The organism is Streptomyces sp. NPDC001530 (genome assembly GCF_042894545.1).
GTDB lineage: Bacteria > Actinomycetota > Actinomycetes > Streptomycetales > Streptomycetaceae > Streptomyces.
Window position 1 is genome coordinate 211,256 of sequence record NZ_JBIAVS010000012.1, and the last position, 18,001, is coordinate 229,256.

An 18,001-nucleotide genomic window follows, 5' to 3' on the forward strand; every position below is an offset into this window, starting at 1 on the left:
CTCCGGGCCACCGCCCTTTGTCGTACGACGTCGTACGGCGCGGAAACCGCGTTGTACGCCGTATGGGAACTGTTCTACGGTGTACAGCATGCCAAGCAAGCCGACCCCCCACGATCCCCACCCTCCCCGAGGGCCCCAAGATCCTGAGGATTCCCTGGCTCCCCAAGGACACCCCCAACGCTGGCTCATCCTCGGCGTCATCTGTCTCGCGCAGCTCACCGTGCTGCTCGACAACACCGTCCTGAACGTCGCGATCCCCTCCCTCACCCGGGAGCTGGGCGCGGCGACCTCCGACATCCAGTGGATGATCAACGCGTACTCGCTGGTGCAGTCCGGGCTGCTGCTCACCGCCGGCAGCGCGGCCGACCGCTACGGCCGCAAGAAGATGCTGATCACGGGACTGGCGTTGTTCGGGGCCGGGTCGCTGGTGGCCGGACTCGCCGACTCCACCGGCCAGTTGATCGCGGCACGGGCGGGGATGGGCGTGGGCGGCGCACTGCTGCTCACCACCACCCTCGCCGTCGCGATGCAGATCTTCACGCCCGACGAGCACCCGAAGGCGATCGGCATCTGGAGCGCCGTGAACGCGCTCGGTTTCGCGGCCGGTCCGCTCCTCGGCGGCTTCATGCTGAACCACTTCTGGTGGGGCGCGATCTTCCTGCTCAACCTGCCGGTGGCGGCGCTCGGACTGGCCGCGGTCGTGGCCCTCGTACCGGAGTCGAAAAATCCTCGTGGGGACCGTCCGGATGCGCTGGGCGCGCTGCTGTCGACCATCGGCATGACCGCGCTCGTGTACGCGATCATCTCGGGCCCGGAGCACGGGTGGACGTCGGGGCGGGTGCTGGTCACGGCGGGGGTCGCGCTGGTGGTGCTCGCCGCCTTCGCGTACTGGGAGAGCCGGATTCCGTACCCGATGCTGGACCTGCACTTCTTCCGGGACCGGCGTTTCACGGGAGCCGTCGCGGGGGCGGTGCTCATCACCTTCGGCATGGGCGGCGCGCTCTTCCTCCTGACCCAACACCTCCAATTCGTCCTCGGATACGGCCCGTTGGAGGCTGGCCTGCGTACGGCGCCGCTCGCGCTGTCGGTCGTGGCGCTGAACTTCTCCGGCCTGTCGGCGAAGTGGACGGCGAGGCTCGGGACACCGGTGTCGATCGCGCTGGGGATGGTGTTGATGTCTGCGGGCCTTGTGTCGATCGCGAGGCTCGCCGCGCACGGGTACGGCGGCACGCTGCTCGGGCTGTTGCTGATCGGCGCGGGATGCGCGGTGGCCAACCCCGCCATGGCGCACGCCATCATGAGCGCGATCCCCCGGGAGAAGGCGGGGGTCGGCGCGGGCATCAACGGCACGCTGGCCGAGTTCGGCAGCGGGCTGGGGGTGGCGGTGCTCGGCGCGGTTCTCAACTCCCGGTTCGTGGCACTGATTCCGGTGGCGGCGAACTCGCTGCCGGCGGCACTCGCCTCGGCGGGCTCGGACGAGGAGCGGGGCCGGATCACGGACGCGTTCTCGTCGGGCCTGGAGACCAGCCAGCTGGTGGGTGCGGTGGCGGTGCTTCTCGGCGGACTCCTGGCGGCGGCGTTGCTGCGGCGGGCGGAGAGGGCAGACTCCGCGGTGGCGGTATCCGCGTAGCGCCCGCTTAGCATCATCAGGGAGGCGGACCGGGGAATTCCGGACCGCCCCGCAGTTCGAGTTCCGAGGAAGGTGCGCCATGGTGAGGGCAGCCGACCGGGCCAAGCGTCCGGCGCGGACCAGTGTCTGGCTGGAGGGCAAGGCCCCCCGGGGCGGGGCAGCCCGTGGTGGCGGCCAGCCGTCGGGGCTCGACCGGGAGCGGATCACCGAGGTCACGGTGCGGCTGCTGGACGCGGAGGGGCTGGCGAAGTTCTCCATGCGCCGGCTGGCCGCCGAGCTGAACGTCACCGCGATGTCCGTGTACTGGTACGTCGACACCAAGGACGACCTGCTCGAACTCGCCCTCGACGCGGTCTTCGGCGAACTCGAGCTGCCGGATCCTGACTCGGGCGAGGACTGGCGCGACCAGCTGCGCTCCGTCGCCGTCGGCTACCGCGCGCTGCTGGTGCGCCACCCCTGGGTGTCCCCGCTCATCGGCAACTTCCTCAACATCGGCCCGCACTCCATGGCCTTCTCGCTCTGCGTGCAGCGGGTGATCCGCACTACGGGCCTTCCTCCGCACGGCCAGATGGGTGCGCTCTCGGCCGTCTTCCAGTTCGTGTACGGCTTCGGCACCATCGAGGGGCACTTCGTGCAGCGGTGCGCCTCCGCGGGGATGTCCCAGGACGAGTACTTCCGCCAGGCCATGAGCACCATCAGCGAACAGCCGCAGTTCGCGGCGAACCTCGAGAGCGCCGCGGACCTGATGGAGGCGCGGGGTGGCGACACCGTCGAGGAGATGCGCGAACGCGACTTCGGCTTCGCCCTGGAGATGCTGATCGCGGGGATCGAAACGATGGTGGGGCGCGGCTGAGGGGGGCGTGCGGCGGCGCTAAAAAGACTGCGCAGTTCCCCGCGCCCTAAAGGGGCGCGGGGAACTGCGCGACAAGCCCCCACCCACCCGCAGCCGACAGGCTGGTACGGGACGGGTAGGGGCGGAGGGGGCGAAAAACCACTCCTACTCCTGCGGAGCGAGCCGCGCCGGGAAGCCCCCGGTCGCCACCGGGCCCCAGCGCTCCGGGGTCACCCGGATGATCGACTTGCCCTGCTTGAGCATCGCCGCGCGGTACTCGTCCCAGTCCGGGTGCTCCCCCGCGATGTTCCGGTAGTACTCGACGAGCGGCTCGACGGAGTCGGGCGCGTCGATGACCTCGGCGGTGCCGTCGACCTGGACCCACGGCCCGTTCCACTCGTCGCTCAGCACGATCACGCTGACGCGCTCGTCCCGCTTGGCGTTCCGCGTCTTGGCGCGCTCGGGATAGGTCGAGACCACGATGCGCCCCGAGTCGTCGACACCGCAGGTCAGGGGCGACCCCTGGGGGCTGCCATCGGCCCGGCGGGTGAGGAGGATGGCGCGGTGCCGGGGGCGTACGAAGTCCAGCAGCTCGTCGCGGGAGACAGAGGTGTTCGTCGCGATATTGGGTGCCATGGGTGCAGCCTAGGGCCACGGCGGCCCGCTCAGGCTGACCCTGCCGTGCCTACGCCCAAGGCCATCCTTACGCCTGCGGCAGCGCCTCCCCCTGCACCGCCTGAATGTCCAGCTCCACCTTCAACGTCGTACCGATCGCCGCGATACCCGCCTGGACGACCTGGTTGTAGTTCATGGCGAAGTCCTCGCGGTGGAGTTCGGCGGTCGCGCGGAACGCGGCGCGGGTGCCGCCCCAGGGGTCGGCGCCGGTGCCGAGGTACGCCAGGTCCAGGTCGACCGCTCGCACCACCCCGTGCATGGTCAGCTCGCCGTGGACCGTCCAGCGGTCGGAGCCGGCGGGGGTCAGGCCCGTCGAGCGGTAGGTGATCTCCGGGTACTTCTCGACGTCCAGGAAATCCGGCGACTTCAGGTGCCCGTCGCGCATCCCGTTGCCGGTGTCGATGGAGGCGGCCCGAATCACCGCCTCCACACGCGACTTGGCCACCTCGTCCGGGGCGATCTCGATCCGGCCCGTGAAGTCCGTGAAGCGGCCGTGCACGCTGGAGATGCCCAGGTGCTGTGCGACCGCGCCGACGGAGGAGTGCGCCGGGTCGATGGTCCAGGGGCCGGGCGGCGGCAGCTCGGTGCCGCCCTGCCGGGCGAGGACGATGGTGCCGATCTCGGCGCGGCCGCTCGCCGTGACGATCGCGCTGGACGCGGCGGGCGCGTACCCGACGGCGGTGACGATCACGGTGTAGGCGCCGGGGGCGAGCGCCGTCGCGTCCCGGACGACGCCCTCCGCGTCGGCCTCGGCGCGCAGCACCTGCGTACCGGTCATGTCGGTCACCGTGACGACCGCGTGCGACACGGCCCACCCGTCCCGCGTACGAATTCGTGCGGTCAGTCCCATCCCGTTTTCTCCCTGCAATGCACGAAAAATTGGTCACAAAGAAGCCGGCCCGTGGGGGGGGTGCACCCTCCTGGCTCAGAGCGCGCGCGTCCCCACGGGCCGGGGTATCGACTACTCGCCGGGGTGGGCGAGTTCGATGTCGTGGTCGTCGACGCCGGGGCCCGAGACCGTCAGCGCCGTCGCCACCGGCGGGTAGCCCGTCGCGATGACGGTGTACTCGCCGCTGTTCAGGTCGGTGAAGGCGTACGCCCCGTCCGTGCCGGTCCTGGCCGTGCCGACCACGTTGCCCGCCGCGTCCACCAGCGTCACGCGGGCATCCGCGAGGGGGCCGTGCGGCGCGCGTACGACACCCTGGAGCTGGGCGCCCGAGTCGAGGTCGACCTCGATACGGGTGACTCCGGCGCCGCCGACCTCGACGGGCAGGGCGCGCGGCCGGTGACCGGCGGCGTTCACCGCGACCGTCACGACACCGGGCACCAGCTCCGCGAAGGTGAACTCGCCCTGCTCACCGGTGGTTCCGGTGGCCAGCACATCCCCGCGTACATCGGTCACGATGACCATGGCGTCCTTGACCGGGGTGCCGGTCTCGGCGGCCCGGACGACACCGCTCAGCCCGCTCGTGCCGCTCAGCAGGATGTCGTACGCGACCGGCTCGTCGTTCACGACGATCGTCGAGGCCTGCGGCTGGAAGCCGTCGGCGGAGGCGATCAGCACGTACGAGCCCACGCTGGGCGCGTCGACGGCGTAGGAGCCGTCGGCCTGGGCGACCGAGCGGCCCAGCTGCCGTCCCGCGAGCGAGATCAGCGTGACCGCGGCCTGCGGCACGGGCGCGCTGTCGGCGCCGCGGACGTAACCGCGTACCGGGACTCCACCGGAGGCGGGCACCGGGGCGGACTCCTTCGTCGCGGTGGCGACGGCGGCGAGCCGCTGCGTGCCCTCGGGGCCCGCCTCGGTCTCCGCGACGGCCCAGCTCGGGACCTTCTCCGCGGCGGCGACCGGTGCCTCGGGGGCGGCCGGTGCCTCCGTCTTGGCCTCCTCGGCCTGGGCCAGCGCACCGGACGTCCGCAGCGGGACCTCCTTGATGAACAGCACGATGAAGAAGGCGATCAGCGCCATGCCCGAGGCGATCAGGAACACGTCCGCGATGCCGTGACCGTACGCGCTCTCCATCACGGTGCGCAGCGGCTTGGGCAGCTTGTCCATGTCCGGGATGCTGGAGCTGGAACCGGACGCCAGCTTGGCGTACTTGGGGCCGAGGTCGGTCAGGCCGTCCTTGACGTAGTCGGTGATCCGGTTGGCCATGATGGCGCCGAGCGCGGAGACACCGATCGCACCGCCGAGGGAGCGGAAGAACGTCACCGTGGAGCTGGCCGCGCCGAGGTCGGACGGGGCCACCTGGTTCTGTGTGGACAGCACCAGGTTCTGCATCATCATGCCGATGCCGAGGCCCAGCAGCGCCATGAAGATCGCGATGTGCCAGTAGGCCGTGTCGTAGCGGATCGTGCCGAGCAGGCCCAGGCCCGCGGTGACCAGGAGGCCACCGGCGACCAGCCAGTACTTCCACCGGCCGGTCTTGGTGATGATCTGGCCGGAGACCGTGGAGGAGACGAACAGGCCGGCGATCATCGGGATGGTCATGACGCCCGACATCGTCGGGGACTCGTCGCGGGCCAGCTGGAAGTACTGGCTGAAGAAGACCGTGCCGGTGAACATCGCGACACCCACGAAGAGCGACGCGAGGGAGGAGAGGGTGATGGTGCGATTGCGGAACAGCCGCAGCGGGATGATCGGCTCGCTCGCCTTGGCCTCGATGAGGACGAACAGCAGGCCGAGCACGATCGCGCCGCCCACCATCGCGTACGTCTGCCACGAGATCCAGTCGTACTTGTCACCGGCGAAGGTGACCCAGACCAGCAGCAGCGAGACCGCGGCGGAGATGAAGAACGCGCCGCCCCAGTCGACCTTCACGTCCCGCTTCACGACGGGCAGGTGCAGGGTCTTCTGCAGCACGATCAGCGCGATGATCGCGAACGGCACACCGACATAGAAGCACCAGCGCCAGCCGAGCCAGCTCGTGTCGGTGATGACACCGCCGAGCAGCGGACCGCCGACGGTTGCGACGGCGAACGTCGCGCCGAGGTAGCCGGAGTAACGCCCGCGCTCACGCGGGGAGATCATCGCGGCCATCACGATCTGCGCGAGGGCGGACAGACCGCCGACGCCGATGCCCTGGACGACACGGCAGGCGATGAGCATGCCGGCGTTCTGCGAGAGCCCGGCCGCGGCCGACCCCAGGACGTAGATGATCAGCGCTATCTGTACGAGCGCCTTCTTGCTGTACAGGTCGGAGAGCTTGCCCCACAGGGGCGTGGCCGCGGTCATGGAGAGCAGCGCGGCGGTGACGACCCAGGTGTAGGCGGACTGGCCGCCGCCCAGGTCGCCGATGATCTCGGGGAGTGCGTTGGAGACGATCGTCGACGACAGGATCGCGACGAACATGCCGAGCAGCAGCCCGGAGAGCGCCTCCATGATCTGCCGGTGCGTCATCGGAGCGCCGTCGGCGGCGCCTCCGTGCTTGGCATGAGAGCCCCGCACACCGGCTGGTGTGGTCGTTGCCATGGGCTTCCTTTTCTTACGTACTTATGCGGGTGTACGGGTGGTCAGTTCTGTTACGTCTGTCGCATACGGGTGCGCATGGGCGAGCCGCTGCGTGGAGCGGCAGTCGCCGAAGCTCTCGCGCAGCCGGCCCATGAGCTGGATGAGCAGCCCGACCTCGTACTCGGACCAGTCGCTCAGGCGGTCGGCGAGGAGCTGCGAGGTGCGTCGGTAGAGCTCGTCGAGCTGCTCCTGTCCGGCGGCGGTGAGGTGCAGAATGCGCGAGCGCTTGTCCGCGGGGTCGGGGGACCGCTCGAGCCAGCCGCGCTCCGCGACGTGCGCGACATGGCGGCTGGTCACCGACATGTCCACGGAGAGCAGCTCGGCGAGCCTGCTCATCCGCATGTCGCCGTGCCGGCCCAGCAGTGTCAGTACGGCGGCGGATCCGCCGGGGCAGTCGGGCGGCAGGATCCGCCCCATGTCCCTCTTCACGGCACCGATGGCACTGAGCTGACGTGCCAACTCCTCGTACTGCGCCTGCTCGGCCATCGCACCTCCCGTATTCGTTGCTTAGAGCAACCATAAATACAGTTGGTTGCCGCAGGCAAACTAAAAGGGGCATGCGGGGGCTAAAAACTTGGCAAAGGCAAGCATTGGCGAACGTAAACCTGCAGGTGGGAGGTGCGGCGCGGTGGGGAGTCCGCTGCGAGGGCATGGCACTGACCACGGAGTACCGGCAGGCGACATGGCCGTGACCGCGGAGTCCTGGCGGGACGCATGGCCGTGATCGCGGAGTCCCGGCGGCCTCGCATGGCCGCGACCGCTGAACACCAGTGGCCCCCGCACTTGGGCAGCCCCGGCGGATTCGCTAGTGTCCTGCCCCATGGCAAACACCCAGGGCCCCGAGGGCAACTACGACCCCGCGGGTAGCACCCAGATGTTCCGAGCGTTCGTCGACGAGGCCCCCCAGGGTCGGCAGCAGCAGGCGGCCGCCCCGGCCGGGCCCCGCGTCGGTCTGATCGTCGGTGTCGTCCTCGCCGTCGCGGTCGTGGCCGCTGTGGCCTGGCTCGCGCTGAAGTAGTCGAGCGGCGGCGGTCAGGCGGCCGAGCCGTCGGCCGTCACTTTCACCTCCACTGGACGGACACGTCCCGCGTCTCGATGTGCATGCCCAGCGGCACGCGCCACGCGTCGACGCACACCGTCCAGGTCTTGTCCTTCTTCGCGCCGGCGGCGATCGGCGCGGGAAGGTCCTCGGTGGACTCGATCGTCGCCCAGTCGATCCCGAGCGCCCCGATGACGTGCGTCCCGAACGTCAGCGTGCCCGAACGCACCGCCGTACCACCGGTGTTGCGGAAGGAGACGGTCACCTTCTCGCACCACCGCTGATCGGTGGCCTCGCGCGAGGGGGAGCCCACGCTGAGCACGGCGGGGCCGGGGCTCGCCGTGGATCCGGGCGCGGTCGGAGTGGGCGACGCGGACGCACGGCCCGAACCCTCGCTCGTACGCCCTGAGTCACCGCCTCCGGACGACGGCGTCGACGTACCGCCGGCGTCGGCCGGATCGCCGGGGCCCGAAGCCGTCTGACGGGGTGCATCGCCCTTGGGGCCGTCGGCGTTCGAGGCCGTCTCCCCGGAGCCCGAACTTCCCGAGGTCCCCGATCCCTTGGAGCCGGCAGCCGCGTCGCCCTCCAGCGGCATCAGCGACACGTCTCCCGAAGGGGCCACCACCGCTCCCGGCGCCCCGGGCGAACCCCCGGCAGCCCCGACGGCGACGTACCCGTCCCCACCGCCGTCACTCCCGCACGCGGCCAGCACGCCACCCAGGCACACCACGGCCGCCGAGGCACCCACAAGGGCACCTCGGCGACCACGTATCAACTGTCGACGCATCGCGCCAGTGTGGCTGACGATCCGTCAATAATGAACCCTCAGGCCTCGGCCGGCCGGGATCCTCAGTCGGAGATGAGCCCCTCCCGCAGCTGCGCGAGCGTGCGGGTGAGGAGCCGGGAGACGTGCATCTGCGAGATGCCGACCTCCTCGCCGATCTGCGACTGGGTCATGTTCGCGAAGAAGCGGAGCATGATGATACGGCGCTCGCGGGGCGGCAGCTTGGCGAGCAGCGGCTTGAGGGACTCGCGGTACTCGACGCCCTCCAGGGCGGTGTCCTCGTAGCCGAGGCGGTCCGCGAGGGAGCCTTCGCCGCCGTCGTCCTCGGGGGCGGGGGAGTCGAGCGACGACGCCGTGTACGCGTTGCCGACGGCGAGGCCGTCGACCACGTCCTCCTCGGAGACGCCGAGGACGGCGGCGAGCTCGGTGACCGTCGGGGAGCGGTCGAGCTTCTGCGAGAGCTCGTCGCTGGCCTTGGTGAGGGCGAGGCGCAGCTCCTGGAGGCGGCGCGGCACCCGCACCGACCACGAGGTGTCGCGGAAGAACCGCTTGATCTCGCCGACGACGGTCGGCATCGCGAAGGTGGGGAATTCGACCCCGCGTTCGCAGTCGAAGCGGTCGATCGCCTTGATCAGGCCGATCGTGCCGACCTGGACGATGTCCTCCATCGGCTCGTTGCGCGAACGGAAGCGGGCGGCCGCGTACCGGACGAGCGGGAGGTTGAGCTCGATGAGGGTGTCCCGGACGTAGGCGCGCTCCGGGCTGTTCTCGCCGAGTGCGGCGAGCCGCAGGAAGAGGGAGCGGGACAGGGTGCGGGTGTCGATGGCGCCCGAGGACTCGGGGGCCGGGAGGGCCGGGAGGGCCGGGAGGGCCGGGAGGACGGCTTCGGGGGCCTCAGCGGCCGGGACATCGTGAAGCGCGTCGGGCGCGGACTCGCTCTTCGTGAGCGTGAGCACCTTCGAGCTGCCCTGGTCTGCGGACATGCCACCCCCTTTGGGTCGCGGACGGTAGCGGCAGTCGCTCCCGTCGGAGGAACGCAGCCTCCACCTGAATACCGGAGGCGAGGCCGCGGCAAACGCGCTTCCGGCAGAATGTCACATGTCGGCAACACGCTGTAGTGACATGTCGACATGGAGGGGGTGAATCGGCCCTGGAAAGAGGGGGTCTGACGGTTTTTCAGCGTTGAACTGTCGGAAAATGCGGCGTTGAGCGATTCGCTCTTGTCGGTTATGCCTCGATCCTGTTTGCGGATCGAAGACGCGCGAAACTACGGGCGAGGAGTCTTGACACATGCATCTGGGAGACTCCCAGTTCGGCGCTGATCTGTGACTGGGTGAGGTTGCTGTAGTAGCGCAGCAGGAGGATCCGCTGCTCGCGCTCGGGCAGCTGTACGAGCAGATGCCGGACGAGGTCGCGGTGTTCGACCCCGTCGAGCGCGGGGTCCTCGTATCCGAGCCGGTCGAGCAGTCCCGGCAGCCCGTCGCCCTCCTGGGCCGCTTCGAGGGAGGTCGCGTGGTACGAGCGGCCCGCCTCGATGCAGGACAGCACCTCCTCCTCGGTGATGCGCAGCCGCTCGGCGATCTCGGCGGTCGTGGGCATGCGCCCGAAGGCGGTCGTGAGGTCCTCGGTCGCGCTGTTCACCTGCACCCACAGCTCGTGCAGCCGGCGGGGTACGTGGACGGTGCGGACGTTGTCGCGGAAGTACCGCTTGATCTCGCCGACGACGGTCGGCATGGCGAAGGTCGGGAACTGCACGCCCCGGTCGGGGTCGAAGCGGTCGATCGCGTTGATCAGGCCGATCGTGCCGACCTGGACGACGTCTTCCATGGGCTCGTTGCGGCTGCGGAAGCGGGCGGCCGCGTACCGGACGAGCGGGAGGTTCGCCTCGATGAGCGCCCCGCGTACGCGGTTGTGCTCCGGAGTGCCCGGCTCCAGCGTCTTGAGCTGGCCGAAGAGCACCTGCGTGAGGGCCCGGGTGTCGGCGCCACGACGGCGTTCGGGCGCGGCTTGCTCCGGCGCGTCTTCGTGCACGACTTCCTGCACGACCTCCTTGGCGGTGTCCTGTGCGGCGGCGTCCTGTACGGCGTCCTGTGTGACGGCCTGTGCGACTTCCTGTGGCGGTGCTTGAGGCGCAGTACTGGCCGGCACGGTCAACTCCACCTCTGTGATCCGTCAACTCATCCGTGATCAACTCATCCGTCAAAAGCGGTCATAGCATCACAAGACATGTGCACTGTGTGCAAGCACCGCATAACGCCGTGTTGAGGGAGAGTTGGGGTGAAGGACACGAAGAAAGCCCCCGGCCGGTTGCGGCCAGGAGCTTCGAAGGGGTGCGGCTCGGAGGGCTCAGAAGGGATAGTCGGCGATCACCCAGGTCGCGAACTCCCGCCACAGCGCGACGCCCGCCTGGTGCGCCGGGTGCTCCAAGTACCGCTTCAGGGCGTCGGTGTCCTCGACGGCGGAGTTGATCGCGAAGTCGTACGCGATGGGCCGGTCGGTGATGTTCCAGTCGCATTCCCAGAACCGCAGCTCGGGGATCTGGTCGCCGAGCGCACGGAAGGCGGCGACGCCCTCGACGACGCGCGGGTCGTCGCGCTCGACACCCTCGTTGAGCTTGAAGAGGACCAGATGGCGGATCACGGGCACTCCCTGGTGGTGCGGTTCTTGTCTCTGCCCCGCCGACTCGGTGCGGGCCCGGTGCCGGTTCAGAGGCGGCCCGGTGCCGGCTCGGCGTCGGCTCAGTTCTTGGCCCCGCCGGCGATCCATGTCATGAAGTCGCCGATGGCCTGAGCGGCACTCGATATGCCCTCGAACCCTATCTGGACGTAATCGGCGGCCTTGGCCGGATCCGTGATGATCACGTACAGCACGAAGACCACGAGCACATAGATGGCGATCTTCTTCGAATTCACCGCCATCGCGGCCTCCCCTGTGACTGTTGCGCCCGGTGGGCCCCCTGTTGCCGGCGGCGAGTGTAACCTTCACGCCGCTTTTATGGTCCAACGGCCCGCTGGTCGAGGCCTTTTGCCGGGCCGATCCGGCGCCGCGTGGCGCGTGTGGGTCCTTGTCCAGCAGGGGAAGCGGCTTGTCCTGACCGTGTACGCACGAAGGGCCCCGTCTCTCGACGGGGCCCTTCTCAAGCGGTAGCGGAGGGATTTGAACCCTCGGTGACTTGCGCCACACTCGCTTTCGAGGCGAGCTCCTTCGGCCGCTCGGACACGCTACCGAGGGAGACCTTACCCCAAGGTGGGCCGTGGTCTGAAATCCGTTCGGTGATCCCGATGATCAACGATCAGCGGTCGACGACCGGCGACCGGCGACTGAGGTCAGCGGTCAACGGTCGCGGAAGAAGTCGGTGAGCACGCGCGCGCACTCGTCGGCGAGGACGCCCTCGATCACCTCGGGCCGGTGGTTGAGCCGCCGGTCGCGTACGAGGTCCCAGAGGGAGCCGGCCGCGCCCGCCTTCTCGTCGCGGGCGCCGTACACGACCCGGTCCACCCGGGACTGCACCAGCGCGCCCGCGCACATCGTGCAGGGCTCCAGGGTGACGACGAGCGTGCAGCCGGACAGCCGCCACTCTCCGAGTTCGGCGGCGGCCCTGCGCAGCGCGAGGACCTCGGCGTGCGCCGTCGGATCGCCGGTGGCCTCGCGCTCGTTGTGCCCGGTCGCGAGCACCGTCGCACCGTCCGCGGACAGCACGACGGCGCCGACGGGAACATCCCCGCCCCGGACGGCCCGGTGGGCCTCGTCCAGGGCGAGCCGCATCGCGGCCCGCCAGCGGTCGCGTACCGGATCGGGCTGTGGAGTTTCCTCGGTGGTGCTCACCCGGGGAACCTAGCGGACGGTCTCCAGGACCTCCGCCGCTCCCAGGGCGTCGGCGATCGTGCTGAGCGCGTCGCCTTCGTCCAGGGCGAGCAGTTCCTTCTCGCTCACTCCGAGGTCCGCGAGGATGTCGCGGTCCCCCACGGGGCTGTGCGACACGGCCTCGGCGGACGCGCTCTCGTCCTCCTCGTCGTCGGAGTCCTCGGGCTCACCGTCCTCCGTACCGTCCAGGTCGAGGGAGTCCAGGTCGGCGTCGTCGTCGCCGGGCTCCCGTCCTAGTAGTTCGTCCGTGAGCAGGATCTCGCCGTACGAGCTGCGGGCAGCAGCGGCGGCGTCCGAGACGTAGATACGAGGGTCCTCCTCGCCGTCCACGCGGACGACGCCGAACCACGCGTCCTCCTGCTCGATGAGTACGAGCACCGTGTCCTCGTCCGAGGCTTCACGGGCCAGGTCGGTCAGATCCGACAGGGTCTCCACATCGTCGAGCTCTGTGTCGCTCGCTTCCCACCCGTCTTCGGTGCGCGCGAGCAGTGCGGCGAAGTACACCGTGACTCTCCCACTGGTCATAGGCGTGCCGGTTGGGGGTCCCCCCGGCGGAGGCTGTGGGCGGGGCGTGCTGCTCCGAGCCCCACCCACTCGGAATCGTGGCAGAAACAGAGCGTTCAGGGGATGTCTTCGGCCTGCTGTGTCTGCCTCTTTTGATCGCTAACAGCGGATCGTACGCGGCCGTCGGCGCCGTGTACGCACCTCCCCGCCCGGACACGGCCTGTCGCGTCGCGGACGGGCCCCTGCCGCACGGCGGTGGGCTACCAGCGGAAGGTGCGCATGCGCATGGCGTGGCGCAGTCGTGCGGCCTTGGCGCGGCGGGGCTGGACCCGGTCGCGCAGTGCGCGCGCCTCGGTCAGCTCCCGCAGGAACTGGGCGCGCCGCCTCCTGCGCTCGGCGTCGGTCTCCGGCTGCTCGGGGGACTCCTCTTCCCGGTTCCGCATCAGACACACCACCCCAGGTCCGTCCCTCCCACTTTCCCTCTGATGGGCGGTTTGATGCCAGCGGACGGGTGACAGGGCGGGGCGGGACTTGCCGGGCGGGGCAGTCGACGGCGCCGGGAGCCCGGCTACTGTTGTGGACATGCGTCTCCACGTCGTCGACCACCCCCTGGTCGCCCATAAGCTCACCACCCTGCGCGACCGGCGCACCGACTCCGCGACCTTCCGGCGGCTCGCCGACGAACTGGTCACCCTGCTCGCCTACGAGGCCACGCGGGACGTGCGCACGGAGCAGGTCGACATCGTGACCCCGGTCGCCGGGACCACGGGCGTCAAGCTGTCCCACCCGCGCCCCCTCGTCGTACCGATCCTGCGCGCCGGCCTCGGCATGCTCGACGGCATGGTGCGGCTGCTGCCGACCGCCGAGGTGGGCTTCCTGGGCATGGTGCGCAACGAGGAGACGCTGCAGGCCTCCACGTACGCCACCCGCATGCCGGACGACCTCTCCGGGCGCCAGGTGTACGTCCTCGACCCGATGCTGGCCACCGGCGGCACGCTCGTCGCGGCGATCCAGGAGCTGATCAAGCGCGGCGCCGATGACGTCACCGCCGTGGTCCTCCTCGCCGCCCCCGAGGGTGTCGAGGTCATGGAGCGCGAGCTGGCGGGCACGCCGGTCACCGTCGTCACGGCATCGGTCGACGAGCGCCTCAACGAGCACGGCTACATCGTGCCGGGCCTCGGGGACGCGGGGGACCGGATGTACGGGGCGGCTGAGTAAGGCCGCGTTGTCTTACGGCGCCCTACAGCGAGTGAGCCGAAGGGGCGCGCCCCGGAGGCGAACCGAGCTCTAACAAGGAGCAGGGGTGGATGTCGGCTGGGGCTTGGCCAGGACGGCCAGGGCCTTGTCGGCGTCCTCCTTCTTCGTGAGCGACTTGAAGGCGGTGCCGATGATGAGGTCGACCTCGGTGGCCTGCTTGCGGCCGTCGGTCTTCAGCTCGGCGCCGGAGAGCTGGGTGTTGAGGACGGGCAGCGCGGCCGCGTAGGCCGTCTTCGAGCCGAGCAGTATCCCGGTGCCGTCGACCTTCTTGTCGTACGCGTCCGTCGCGTTGCCCACGTCGCCGATCTTGAAGCCGCGCTTCTCCAGCTCGTCCGCGGTCTCCCTGGCGAGCCCGCTGCGGGGCGTGGCGTTGAGGACGTTCACGGTGATCTGGCCGGGCTTGGGCAGGGCTGTGGCGGCTGCTGCGGCTGCTGCGGCCGCCGTGGACGCCGAGGCCGATGGGGTGACCTTCGACGCGCAGTCCGCCTTGGGGCCCGCCGCCGTGGCCTTGTCGCCGCCGCCCGTGAAGACGTCGATGAGCTGCAGGGTCCCCCACCCGATCAGCCCTAGTGCGGTGACGGAGGCGACGACCAGGAACACGAGCCTGCGGCGCCCCTTGGGTCGGCGCATCCGCGGGTACTTGTCCCCCGTGATCCGGTACTGGCCGCCCATGCCAGGGGGAGTGAGCATGCTCATGGGCGCAGCGTAGTGCGCCTTGACGACGATAACTACTAAATGATCATTGCCCGGCGTGCAGTCCAACCCAAAAGGGTCAACACGACCTGTCGGTCGAGCCGCTTCAGTCGAGTTCGAGTACGCGCGCGTGGAGTACCTGGCGCTGCTGGAGCGCCGCGCGGACGGCGCGGTGCAGGCCGTCTTCCAGGTACAGGTCGCCCTGCCACTTCACGACGTGCGCGAAGAGGTCGCCGTAGAACGTCGAGTCCTCGGCGAGCAGTGTTTCCAGGTCGAGCTGGCCCTTGGTCGTCACGAGCTGATCGAGGCGGACCGGGCGCGGCGCGACGTCCGCCCACTGCCGGGTGCTTTCCCGGCCGTGGTCGGGGTACGGCCGGCCGTTTCCGATGCGCTTGAAGATCACACGGAAAGCCTACCGGTCAAGACCTTCCGGGCGCAGCCATGGCGACGGAGTGCGACGTTGGAAAAGACGCCGTTGGCGCCGTAAATCCGTGCAAATCGGGAACAGGGGCCCGATATGAGTGACAGCGAGAACGTGCCTCCGGCCCCCGATCCCCGGCCGGCCCCGGCCACTGCTTCCGGGCCGGCCCCGGCCACTGCTTCCGGGCCGGCCCCGGCCACTGCTTCCGGGCCGGCCCCGGCCACTGCTTCCGGGCCGGCCCCGGCCGCCGCTTCCGGGACGGCTCCCGCCACCGCTTTCCTCGCCGACATCAAGGGTGATGTTGTCGGGCATTTCTGCGCCGGGCGTGTCGAACGACAAATCCAGGCGCGCGCCCGGCCGGCTCGGCAACCGGGCGGGAGATCACCCGGTCGCTCTTCGGGACGGCTCGGCGTCGGCGGTAGGTGTCGGAGGTAGGTGTCGGAGGTGGGCGACCGCCCCGCCTCCGGGGAGGCGGTCGCCGTCGCGATCAGTCGCGGCCGTTTTCCTTGATGGGCGCCATCGGTTGCTGTCCGCCCGGAAGCTGCCCGTCTGCGCGCGGTCCGTCCGTCTGGTGTCCGTCCGGCTCGGGTCGGGGATCCGGCTTCGGTGCGTTGCGTACGGCCTCTGCGCGCAGGAGGGCGCGCAGGACCGCGTAGGGGTCGTTGGGCATGGGGGTGTCCTTGTGTTCGCTGGTGAGGGACCGGTCCGGAAGCCGGGTCCGTCAGCAGCGCAGGACCACGCAGCGGAGGGAGTGCAGGGTGGGGGAGTACGAGGGCGGCGCGGGTGCCGTTACGGGGCGGGGCCGGGGCTCCCGCTCCGGGTGTTCCGCGTCCGGGCGCAGGGTGGTGAGCGGGCGGTGTCCCTGGCGGGTGGGCGGGCGCAGGGCCGTGTCGAGTACGTCGTGTTCGGCGGTGCCGGATTCGGCGGTGGCCGTGGGGGTGGCGGCGGACGCGGCGAGCGCTTCGGGGTGGGCGCCCGTGGCGAGTATCGCGACGAGCAGCAGGACGAGAATCCGCAGCCAAGCGCGTGAGGGAGCCCCTCCCCGCGATCGCGCGCACCGGCGCAGCGGGTGCGGTGGGCGCGGGGTGGGGCTCATAAGAGGTCATCTCCCCGCCGGAGGCCGGTGGTTCATCGGGTTGGCCGGGAGATCCGCCCTGTTGGCGTACCTGGGGGGCGCGGAGTTGACGCCGGGGGCGGTCACAGCGCGTGGGGAACGCGTCGGGCGCCGGAGCGGATCCGGAACGCCGTGATGATCTCGGCGACGCCGACCGCGAGGAGCCAGCAGCCGCCGACGAGAGTGAGGACGGCGACCGACTCGAACGGGGACACGATCAGCACGATGCCGGCGAGGGAGCTGACGATCCCGAGGAAGACCTGCCAGCCGCGGGCCGGCACGCTCGGGTCGGACGCGGCGGCGAGGGTCTGGGTGATGCCGCGGAACAGCCAGCCGATGCCGATCCACAGCGCGAGCAGCAGGATCGACTGCATCGCGCCGCGGAAGCAGAACAGGCCCAGCAGAATCGACAGGGCGCCGCTGATGAAGGCCATCACGCGGAGGGAGGTCGCGGCGTGGGTGCCGAAGGCGGAGACGAGTTGCAGGACGCCGCTGAAGATCAGGTAGAGCCCGAAGAGCACTCCCGCGGCGAGGAGCGAGGCGCCTGGCCAGACCAGCACCAGTACGCCCAGCGTCAGGGTGGCGATTCCGGCGACCAGGACGGCTTGCCAGGCTGTGCGGGAGAGGAGGTGCAGGGGTCCCTCCGCCTGGGGCTCGCCCATGGGGTCGCGTGGGTCCCTCGCCGCGTGGACGCGACGGTCGTCGTACTCCGGCCCCCGGGGGGAGCCGCTCGGTGGCTCGGTCATGCCCCATGCTGCGAACGCCCCACCTCCGACCGCCACCGGGCAGACCCAAGCGGCGGATGCCCCTGACCCGGCGCACGCCTTGTTTTCTCGCCCCCTCCGCCCCTGCCCGTCCCGTACCAGGCTGTCGGCTGCGGGTGAGTGGGAACTGCGCAATCTTTTAGGGGGGGCTGGGGGCGCAGCCCCCAGGGGACGGGAATGGGTAGGGGCGGAGGGAGCGAGAAAACTTGGTTCGGCACCGATGCCGGGTGCCGGAGCTCGCGGGGCTATCGGCCGGAGGCCTTCGCTGCCTTGGCGGCCGCCTTCATCTCCTGTTTGTGGGCGCGGACCTTGGCCAGGGACTCGGGCCCGGTGATGTCGGCGACGGAGCGGAAGGACTTCGGTTCGCCGTAGGCGCCCGCGGCCTCGCGCCAGCCCTTGGGGCGTACGCCGAGCTGCTTGCCGAGGAGGGCCAGGAAGATCTGGGCCTTCTGCTTGCCGAACCCGGGCAGCTCCTCCAGCCGCTTCAGCAGCTCCTGACCGGTGTCGACGCCTTCCCAGATGGCGCTCGCATCGCCGTCGTAGTGCTCGACGAGGTACTGGCACAGCTGCTGGATCCGTTTGGCCATCGACCCCGGGTAGCGGTGCACGGCCGGCTTCTCCGACAGCAGGTCGGCGAAGGCCTCCGGGGCGTAGGCCGCGATCTCGTGCGCGTCGAGGTCGTCGGCGCCCAGCCGCTTGGCGATGGTCGCCGGCCCCTTGAACGCCCACTCCATGGGAACTTGCTGGTCCAGCAGCATGCCGACCAGAGCGGCGAGGTGACTGCGGCCGAGGAGCTCGTCGGCTTCGGGATCCTGGGCGAGATGAAGAGTGACGTCCATGCCCCGATAATCGCCCGACCCTGCCTTTTCTGCTCGGCCACGGCTCTCGGCGGTGCCGGACCTGCCCGCAGGGCTTC

22 protein-coding genes and 1 tRNA gene are annotated in these 18,001 nt (G+C 70.2%); 4 read left to right on the forward strand and 19 right to left on the reverse strand.

Annotated features, from left to right (window positions below; all coding sequences use genetic code 11):
- Positions 1-88 precede the first annotated feature (88 nt).
- Together ACFY0T_RS25625 and ACFY0T_RS25630 are read left to right on the forward strand one after the other, a co-directional pair.
- Positions 89-1,630, forward strand: coding sequence for an MFS transporter (locus tag ACFY0T_RS25625; RefSeq protein WP_388874843.1), 1,542 nt, complete (start codon positions 89-91; stop codon positions 1,628-1,630).
- A gap of 79 nt (positions 1,631-1,709) precedes the next feature.
- Positions 1,710-2,483, forward strand: coding sequence for a TetR/AcrR family transcriptional regulator (locus tag ACFY0T_RS25630; protein WP_388874846.1), 774 nt, complete (start codon positions 1,710-1,712; stop codon positions 2,481-2,483).
- 144 nt (positions 2,484-2,627) lie between these two features.
- Here the strand turns inward: ACFY0T_RS25630 and ACFY0T_RS25635 are convergent, their stop codons facing one another.
- The 4 genes from ACFY0T_RS25635 to ACFY0T_RS25650 form a co-directional block, all read right to left on the reverse strand.
- On the reverse strand, positions 2,628-3,098 hold the full coding sequence (locus tag ACFY0T_RS25635; RefSeq protein WP_388874848.1) for a PPOX class F420-dependent oxidoreductase: 471 nt from the start codon (positions 3,096-3,098) through the stop codon (positions 2,628-2,630).
- A 67-nt stretch (positions 3,099-3,165) separates the two neighbouring features.
- Positions 3,166-3,987 carry a YceI family protein gene (locus ACFY0T_RS25640; protein ID WP_388874851.1) on the reverse strand — a complete coding sequence of 274 codons (822 nt, stop codon included), beginning with the start codon at positions 3,985-3,987 and terminating at the stop codon, positions 3,166-3,168.
- Between the two features lie 111 nt (positions 3,988-4,098).
- Positions 4,099-6,606: an MFS transporter gene (locus tag ACFY0T_RS25645; protein ID WP_388874854.1), complete on the reverse strand. Its 2,508-nt coding sequence runs from the start codon at positions 6,604-6,606 to the stop codon at positions 4,099-4,101.
- A gap of 21 nt (positions 6,607-6,627) precedes the next feature.
- Positions 6,628-7,131, reverse strand: a complete 504-nt coding sequence (locus ACFY0T_RS25650; protein ID WP_388874856.1) for a MarR family winged helix-turn-helix transcriptional regulator — start codon at positions 7,129-7,131, stop codon at positions 6,628-6,630.
- Positions 7,132-7,465: 334 nt separating this feature from the next.
- Here ACFY0T_RS25650 and ACFY0T_RS25655 point away from each other — a divergent pair, with 334 nt between their 5' ends.
- Entirely contained in the window at positions 7,466-7,663 is a 198-nt protein-coding gene (locus ACFY0T_RS25655) for a hypothetical protein (RefSeq protein ID WP_388874859.1), read from the forward strand.
- A 43-nt stretch (positions 7,664-7,706) separates the two neighbouring features.
- Here ACFY0T_RS25655 and ACFY0T_RS25660 read toward each other — a convergent pair whose 3' ends face one another.
- From ACFY0T_RS25660 to ACFY0T_RS25700, 9 genes are all read right to left on the reverse strand, one after another.
- Entirely contained in the window at positions 7,707-8,471 is a 765-nt protein-coding gene (locus ACFY0T_RS25660; protein WP_388874861.1) for a hypothetical protein, read from the reverse strand.
- A 62-nt stretch (positions 8,472-8,533) separates the two neighbouring features.
- Positions 8,534-9,451: an RNA polymerase sigma factor SigF gene (locus ACFY0T_RS25665; protein ID WP_388874864.1), complete on the reverse strand. Its 918-nt coding sequence runs from the start codon at positions 9,449-9,451 to the stop codon at positions 8,534-8,536.
- Positions 9,452-9,695: 244 nt separating this feature from the next.
- Positions 9,696-10,616, reverse strand: a complete 921-nt coding sequence (locus ACFY0T_RS25670; protein WP_388874867.1) for an RNA polymerase sigma factor SigF — start codon at positions 10,614-10,616, stop codon at positions 9,696-9,698.
- A gap of 198 nt (positions 10,617-10,814) precedes the next feature.
- Entirely contained in the window at positions 10,815-11,108 is a 294-nt protein-coding gene (locus tag ACFY0T_RS25675; protein WP_388874869.1) for a Dabb family protein, read from the reverse strand.
- Between the two features lie 98 nt (positions 11,109-11,206).
- Positions 11,207-11,386 carry a hypothetical protein gene (locus ACFY0T_RS25680; RefSeq protein ID WP_388874872.1) on the reverse strand — a complete coding sequence of 60 codons (180 nt, stop codon included), beginning with the start codon at positions 11,384-11,386 and terminating at the stop codon, positions 11,207-11,209.
- A gap of 223 nt (positions 11,387-11,609) precedes the next feature.
- Positions 11,610-11,694 (reverse strand) — tRNA-Ser (locus ACFY0T_RS25685).
- Between the two features lie 107 nt (positions 11,695-11,801).
- Complete coding sequence (tadA, locus tag ACFY0T_RS25690) at positions 11,802-12,233, reverse strand: tRNA adenosine(34) deaminase TadA (protein ID WP_388875160.1); 432 nt, start codon at positions 12,231-12,233, stop codon at positions 11,802-11,804.
- 69 nt (positions 12,234-12,302) lie between these two features.
- Positions 12,303-12,836: a hypothetical protein gene (locus tag ACFY0T_RS25695; RefSeq protein WP_388875163.1), complete on the reverse strand. Its 534-nt coding sequence runs from the start codon at positions 12,834-12,836 to the stop codon at positions 12,303-12,305.
- A 260-nt stretch (positions 12,837-13,096) separates the two neighbouring features.
- A complete protein-coding gene (locus tag ACFY0T_RS25700) occupies positions 13,097-13,279 on the reverse strand; it encodes a hypothetical protein (protein ID WP_388874874.1) in 183 nt (60 codons plus the stop codon).
- Between the two features lie 139 nt (positions 13,280-13,418).
- On the opposite strand from ACFY0T_RS25700, the gene upp reads away from it, so the two are divergent.
- Positions 13,419-14,054, forward strand: a complete 636-nt coding sequence (upp, locus tag ACFY0T_RS25705; protein WP_388874877.1) for a uracil phosphoribosyltransferase — start codon at positions 13,419-13,421, stop codon at positions 14,052-14,054.
- A 69-nt stretch (positions 14,055-14,123) separates the two neighbouring features.
- Here the strand turns inward: upp and ACFY0T_RS25710 are convergent, their stop codons facing one another.
- From ACFY0T_RS25710 to ACFY0T_RS25735, 6 genes are all read right to left on the reverse strand, one after another.
- On the reverse strand, positions 14,124-14,789 hold the full coding sequence (locus ACFY0T_RS25710) for a LytR C-terminal domain-containing protein (protein WP_388874880.1): 666 nt from the start codon (positions 14,787-14,789) through the stop codon (positions 14,124-14,126).
- Between the two features lie 103 nt (positions 14,790-14,892).
- Positions 14,893-15,189 carry a type II toxin-antitoxin system VapB family antitoxin gene (locus ACFY0T_RS25715; protein ID WP_003999914.1) on the reverse strand — a complete coding sequence of 99 codons (297 nt, stop codon included), beginning with the start codon at positions 15,187-15,189 and terminating at the stop codon, positions 14,893-14,895.
- Between the two features lie 505 nt (positions 15,190-15,694).
- The gene (locus tag ACFY0T_RS25720) at positions 15,695-15,877 is read right to left on the reverse strand and encodes a hypothetical protein (protein ID WP_388875184.1); all 183 of its coding nucleotides are present in this window, start codon (positions 15,875-15,877) and stop codon (positions 15,695-15,697) included.
- A 51-nt stretch (positions 15,878-15,928) separates the two neighbouring features.
- On the reverse strand, positions 15,929-16,303 hold the full coding sequence (locus ACFY0T_RS25725; RefSeq protein WP_388874883.1) for a hypothetical protein: 375 nt from the start codon (positions 16,301-16,303) through the stop codon (positions 15,929-15,931).
- A gap of 101 nt (positions 16,304-16,404) precedes the next feature.
- Positions 16,405-17,067 carry an HdeD family acid-resistance protein gene (locus tag ACFY0T_RS25730; protein WP_388874886.1) on the reverse strand — a complete coding sequence of 221 codons (663 nt, stop codon included), beginning with the start codon at positions 17,065-17,067 and terminating at the stop codon, positions 16,405-16,407.
- 263 nt (positions 17,068-17,330) lie between these two features.
- Positions 17,331-17,924, reverse strand: coding sequence for an HhH-GPD-type base excision DNA repair protein (locus tag ACFY0T_RS25735; protein ID WP_388874889.1), 594 nt, complete (start codon positions 17,922-17,924; stop codon positions 17,331-17,333).
- Positions 17,925-18,001 lie beyond the last annotated feature (77 nt).

What these genes read in the sequence shown, in the direction of transcription:
- ACFY0T_RS25625 (WP_388874843.1), top strand. Translation starts at nt 89, where the DNA reads ATGCCAAGCAAGCCGACCCCCCACGATCCCCACCCTCCCCGAGGGCCC.
- ACFY0T_RS25665 (WP_388874864.1), bottom strand. Translation starts at nt 9,451, where the DNA reads ATGTCCGCAGACCAGGGCAGCTCGAAGGTGCTCACGCTCACGAAGAGC.
- ACFY0T_RS25635 (WP_388874848.1), bottom strand. Translation starts at nt 3,098, where the DNA reads ATGGCACCCAATATCGCGACGAACACCTCTGTCTCCCGCGACGAGCTG.
- ACFY0T_RS25735 (WP_388874889.1), bottom strand. Translation starts at nt 17,924, where the DNA reads ATGGACGTCACTCTTCATCTCGCCCAGGATCCCGAAGCCGACGAGCTC.
- ACFY0T_RS25655 (WP_388874859.1), top strand. Translation starts at nt 7,466, where the DNA reads ATGGCAAACACCCAGGGCCCCGAGGGCAACTACGACCCCGCGGGTAGC.
- ACFY0T_RS25645 (WP_388874854.1), bottom strand. Translation starts at nt 6,606, where the DNA reads ATGGCAACGACCACACCAGCCGGTGTGCGGGGCTCTCATGCCAAGCAC.
- ACFY0T_RS25725 (WP_388874883.1), bottom strand. Translation starts at nt 16,303, where the DNA reads ATGAGCCCCACCCCGCGCCCACCGCACCCGCTGCGCCGGTGCGCGCGA.
- ACFY0T_RS25730 (WP_388874886.1), bottom strand. Translation starts at nt 17,067, where the DNA reads ATGACCGAGCCACCGAGCGGCTCCCCCCGGGGGCCGGAGTACGACGAC.
- ACFY0T_RS25710 (WP_388874880.1), bottom strand. Translation starts at nt 14,789, where the DNA reads ATGAGCATGCTCACTCCCCCTGGCATGGGCGGCCAGTACCGGATCACG.
- ACFY0T_RS25680 (WP_388874872.1), bottom strand. Translation starts at nt 11,386, where the DNA reads ATGGCGGTGAATTCGAAGAAGATCGCCATCTATGTGCTCGTGGTCTTC.
- ACFY0T_RS25650 (WP_388874856.1), bottom strand. Translation starts at nt 7,131, where the DNA reads ATGGCCGAGCAGGCGCAGTACGAGGAGTTGGCACGTCAGCTCAGTGCC.
- ACFY0T_RS25720 (WP_388875184.1), bottom strand. Translation starts at nt 15,877, where the DNA reads ATGCCCAACGACCCCTACGCGGTCCTGCGCGCCCTCCTGCGCGCAGAG.
- ACFY0T_RS25660 (WP_388874861.1), bottom strand. Translation starts at nt 8,471, where the DNA reads ATGCGTCGACAGTTGATACGTGGTCGCCGAGGTGCCCTTGTGGGTGCC.
- ACFY0T_RS25700 (WP_388874874.1), bottom strand. Translation starts at nt 13,279, where the DNA reads ATGCGGAACCGGGAAGAGGAGTCCCCCGAGCAGCCGGAGACCGACGCC.
- ACFY0T_RS25640 (WP_388874851.1), bottom strand. Translation starts at nt 3,987, where the DNA reads ATGGGACTGACCGCACGAATTCGTACGCGGGACGGGTGGGCCGTGTCG.
- upp (WP_388874877.1), top strand. Translation starts at nt 13,419, where the DNA reads ATGCGTCTCCACGTCGTCGACCACCCCCTGGTCGCCCATAAGCTCACC.
- tadA (WP_388875160.1), bottom strand. Translation starts at nt 12,233, where the DNA reads ATGCGGCTCGCCCTGGACGAGGCCCACCGGGCCGTCCGGGGCGGGGAT.
- ACFY0T_RS25630 (WP_388874846.1), top strand. Translation starts at nt 1,710, where the DNA reads ATGGTGAGGGCAGCCGACCGGGCCAAGCGTCCGGCGCGGACCAGTGTC.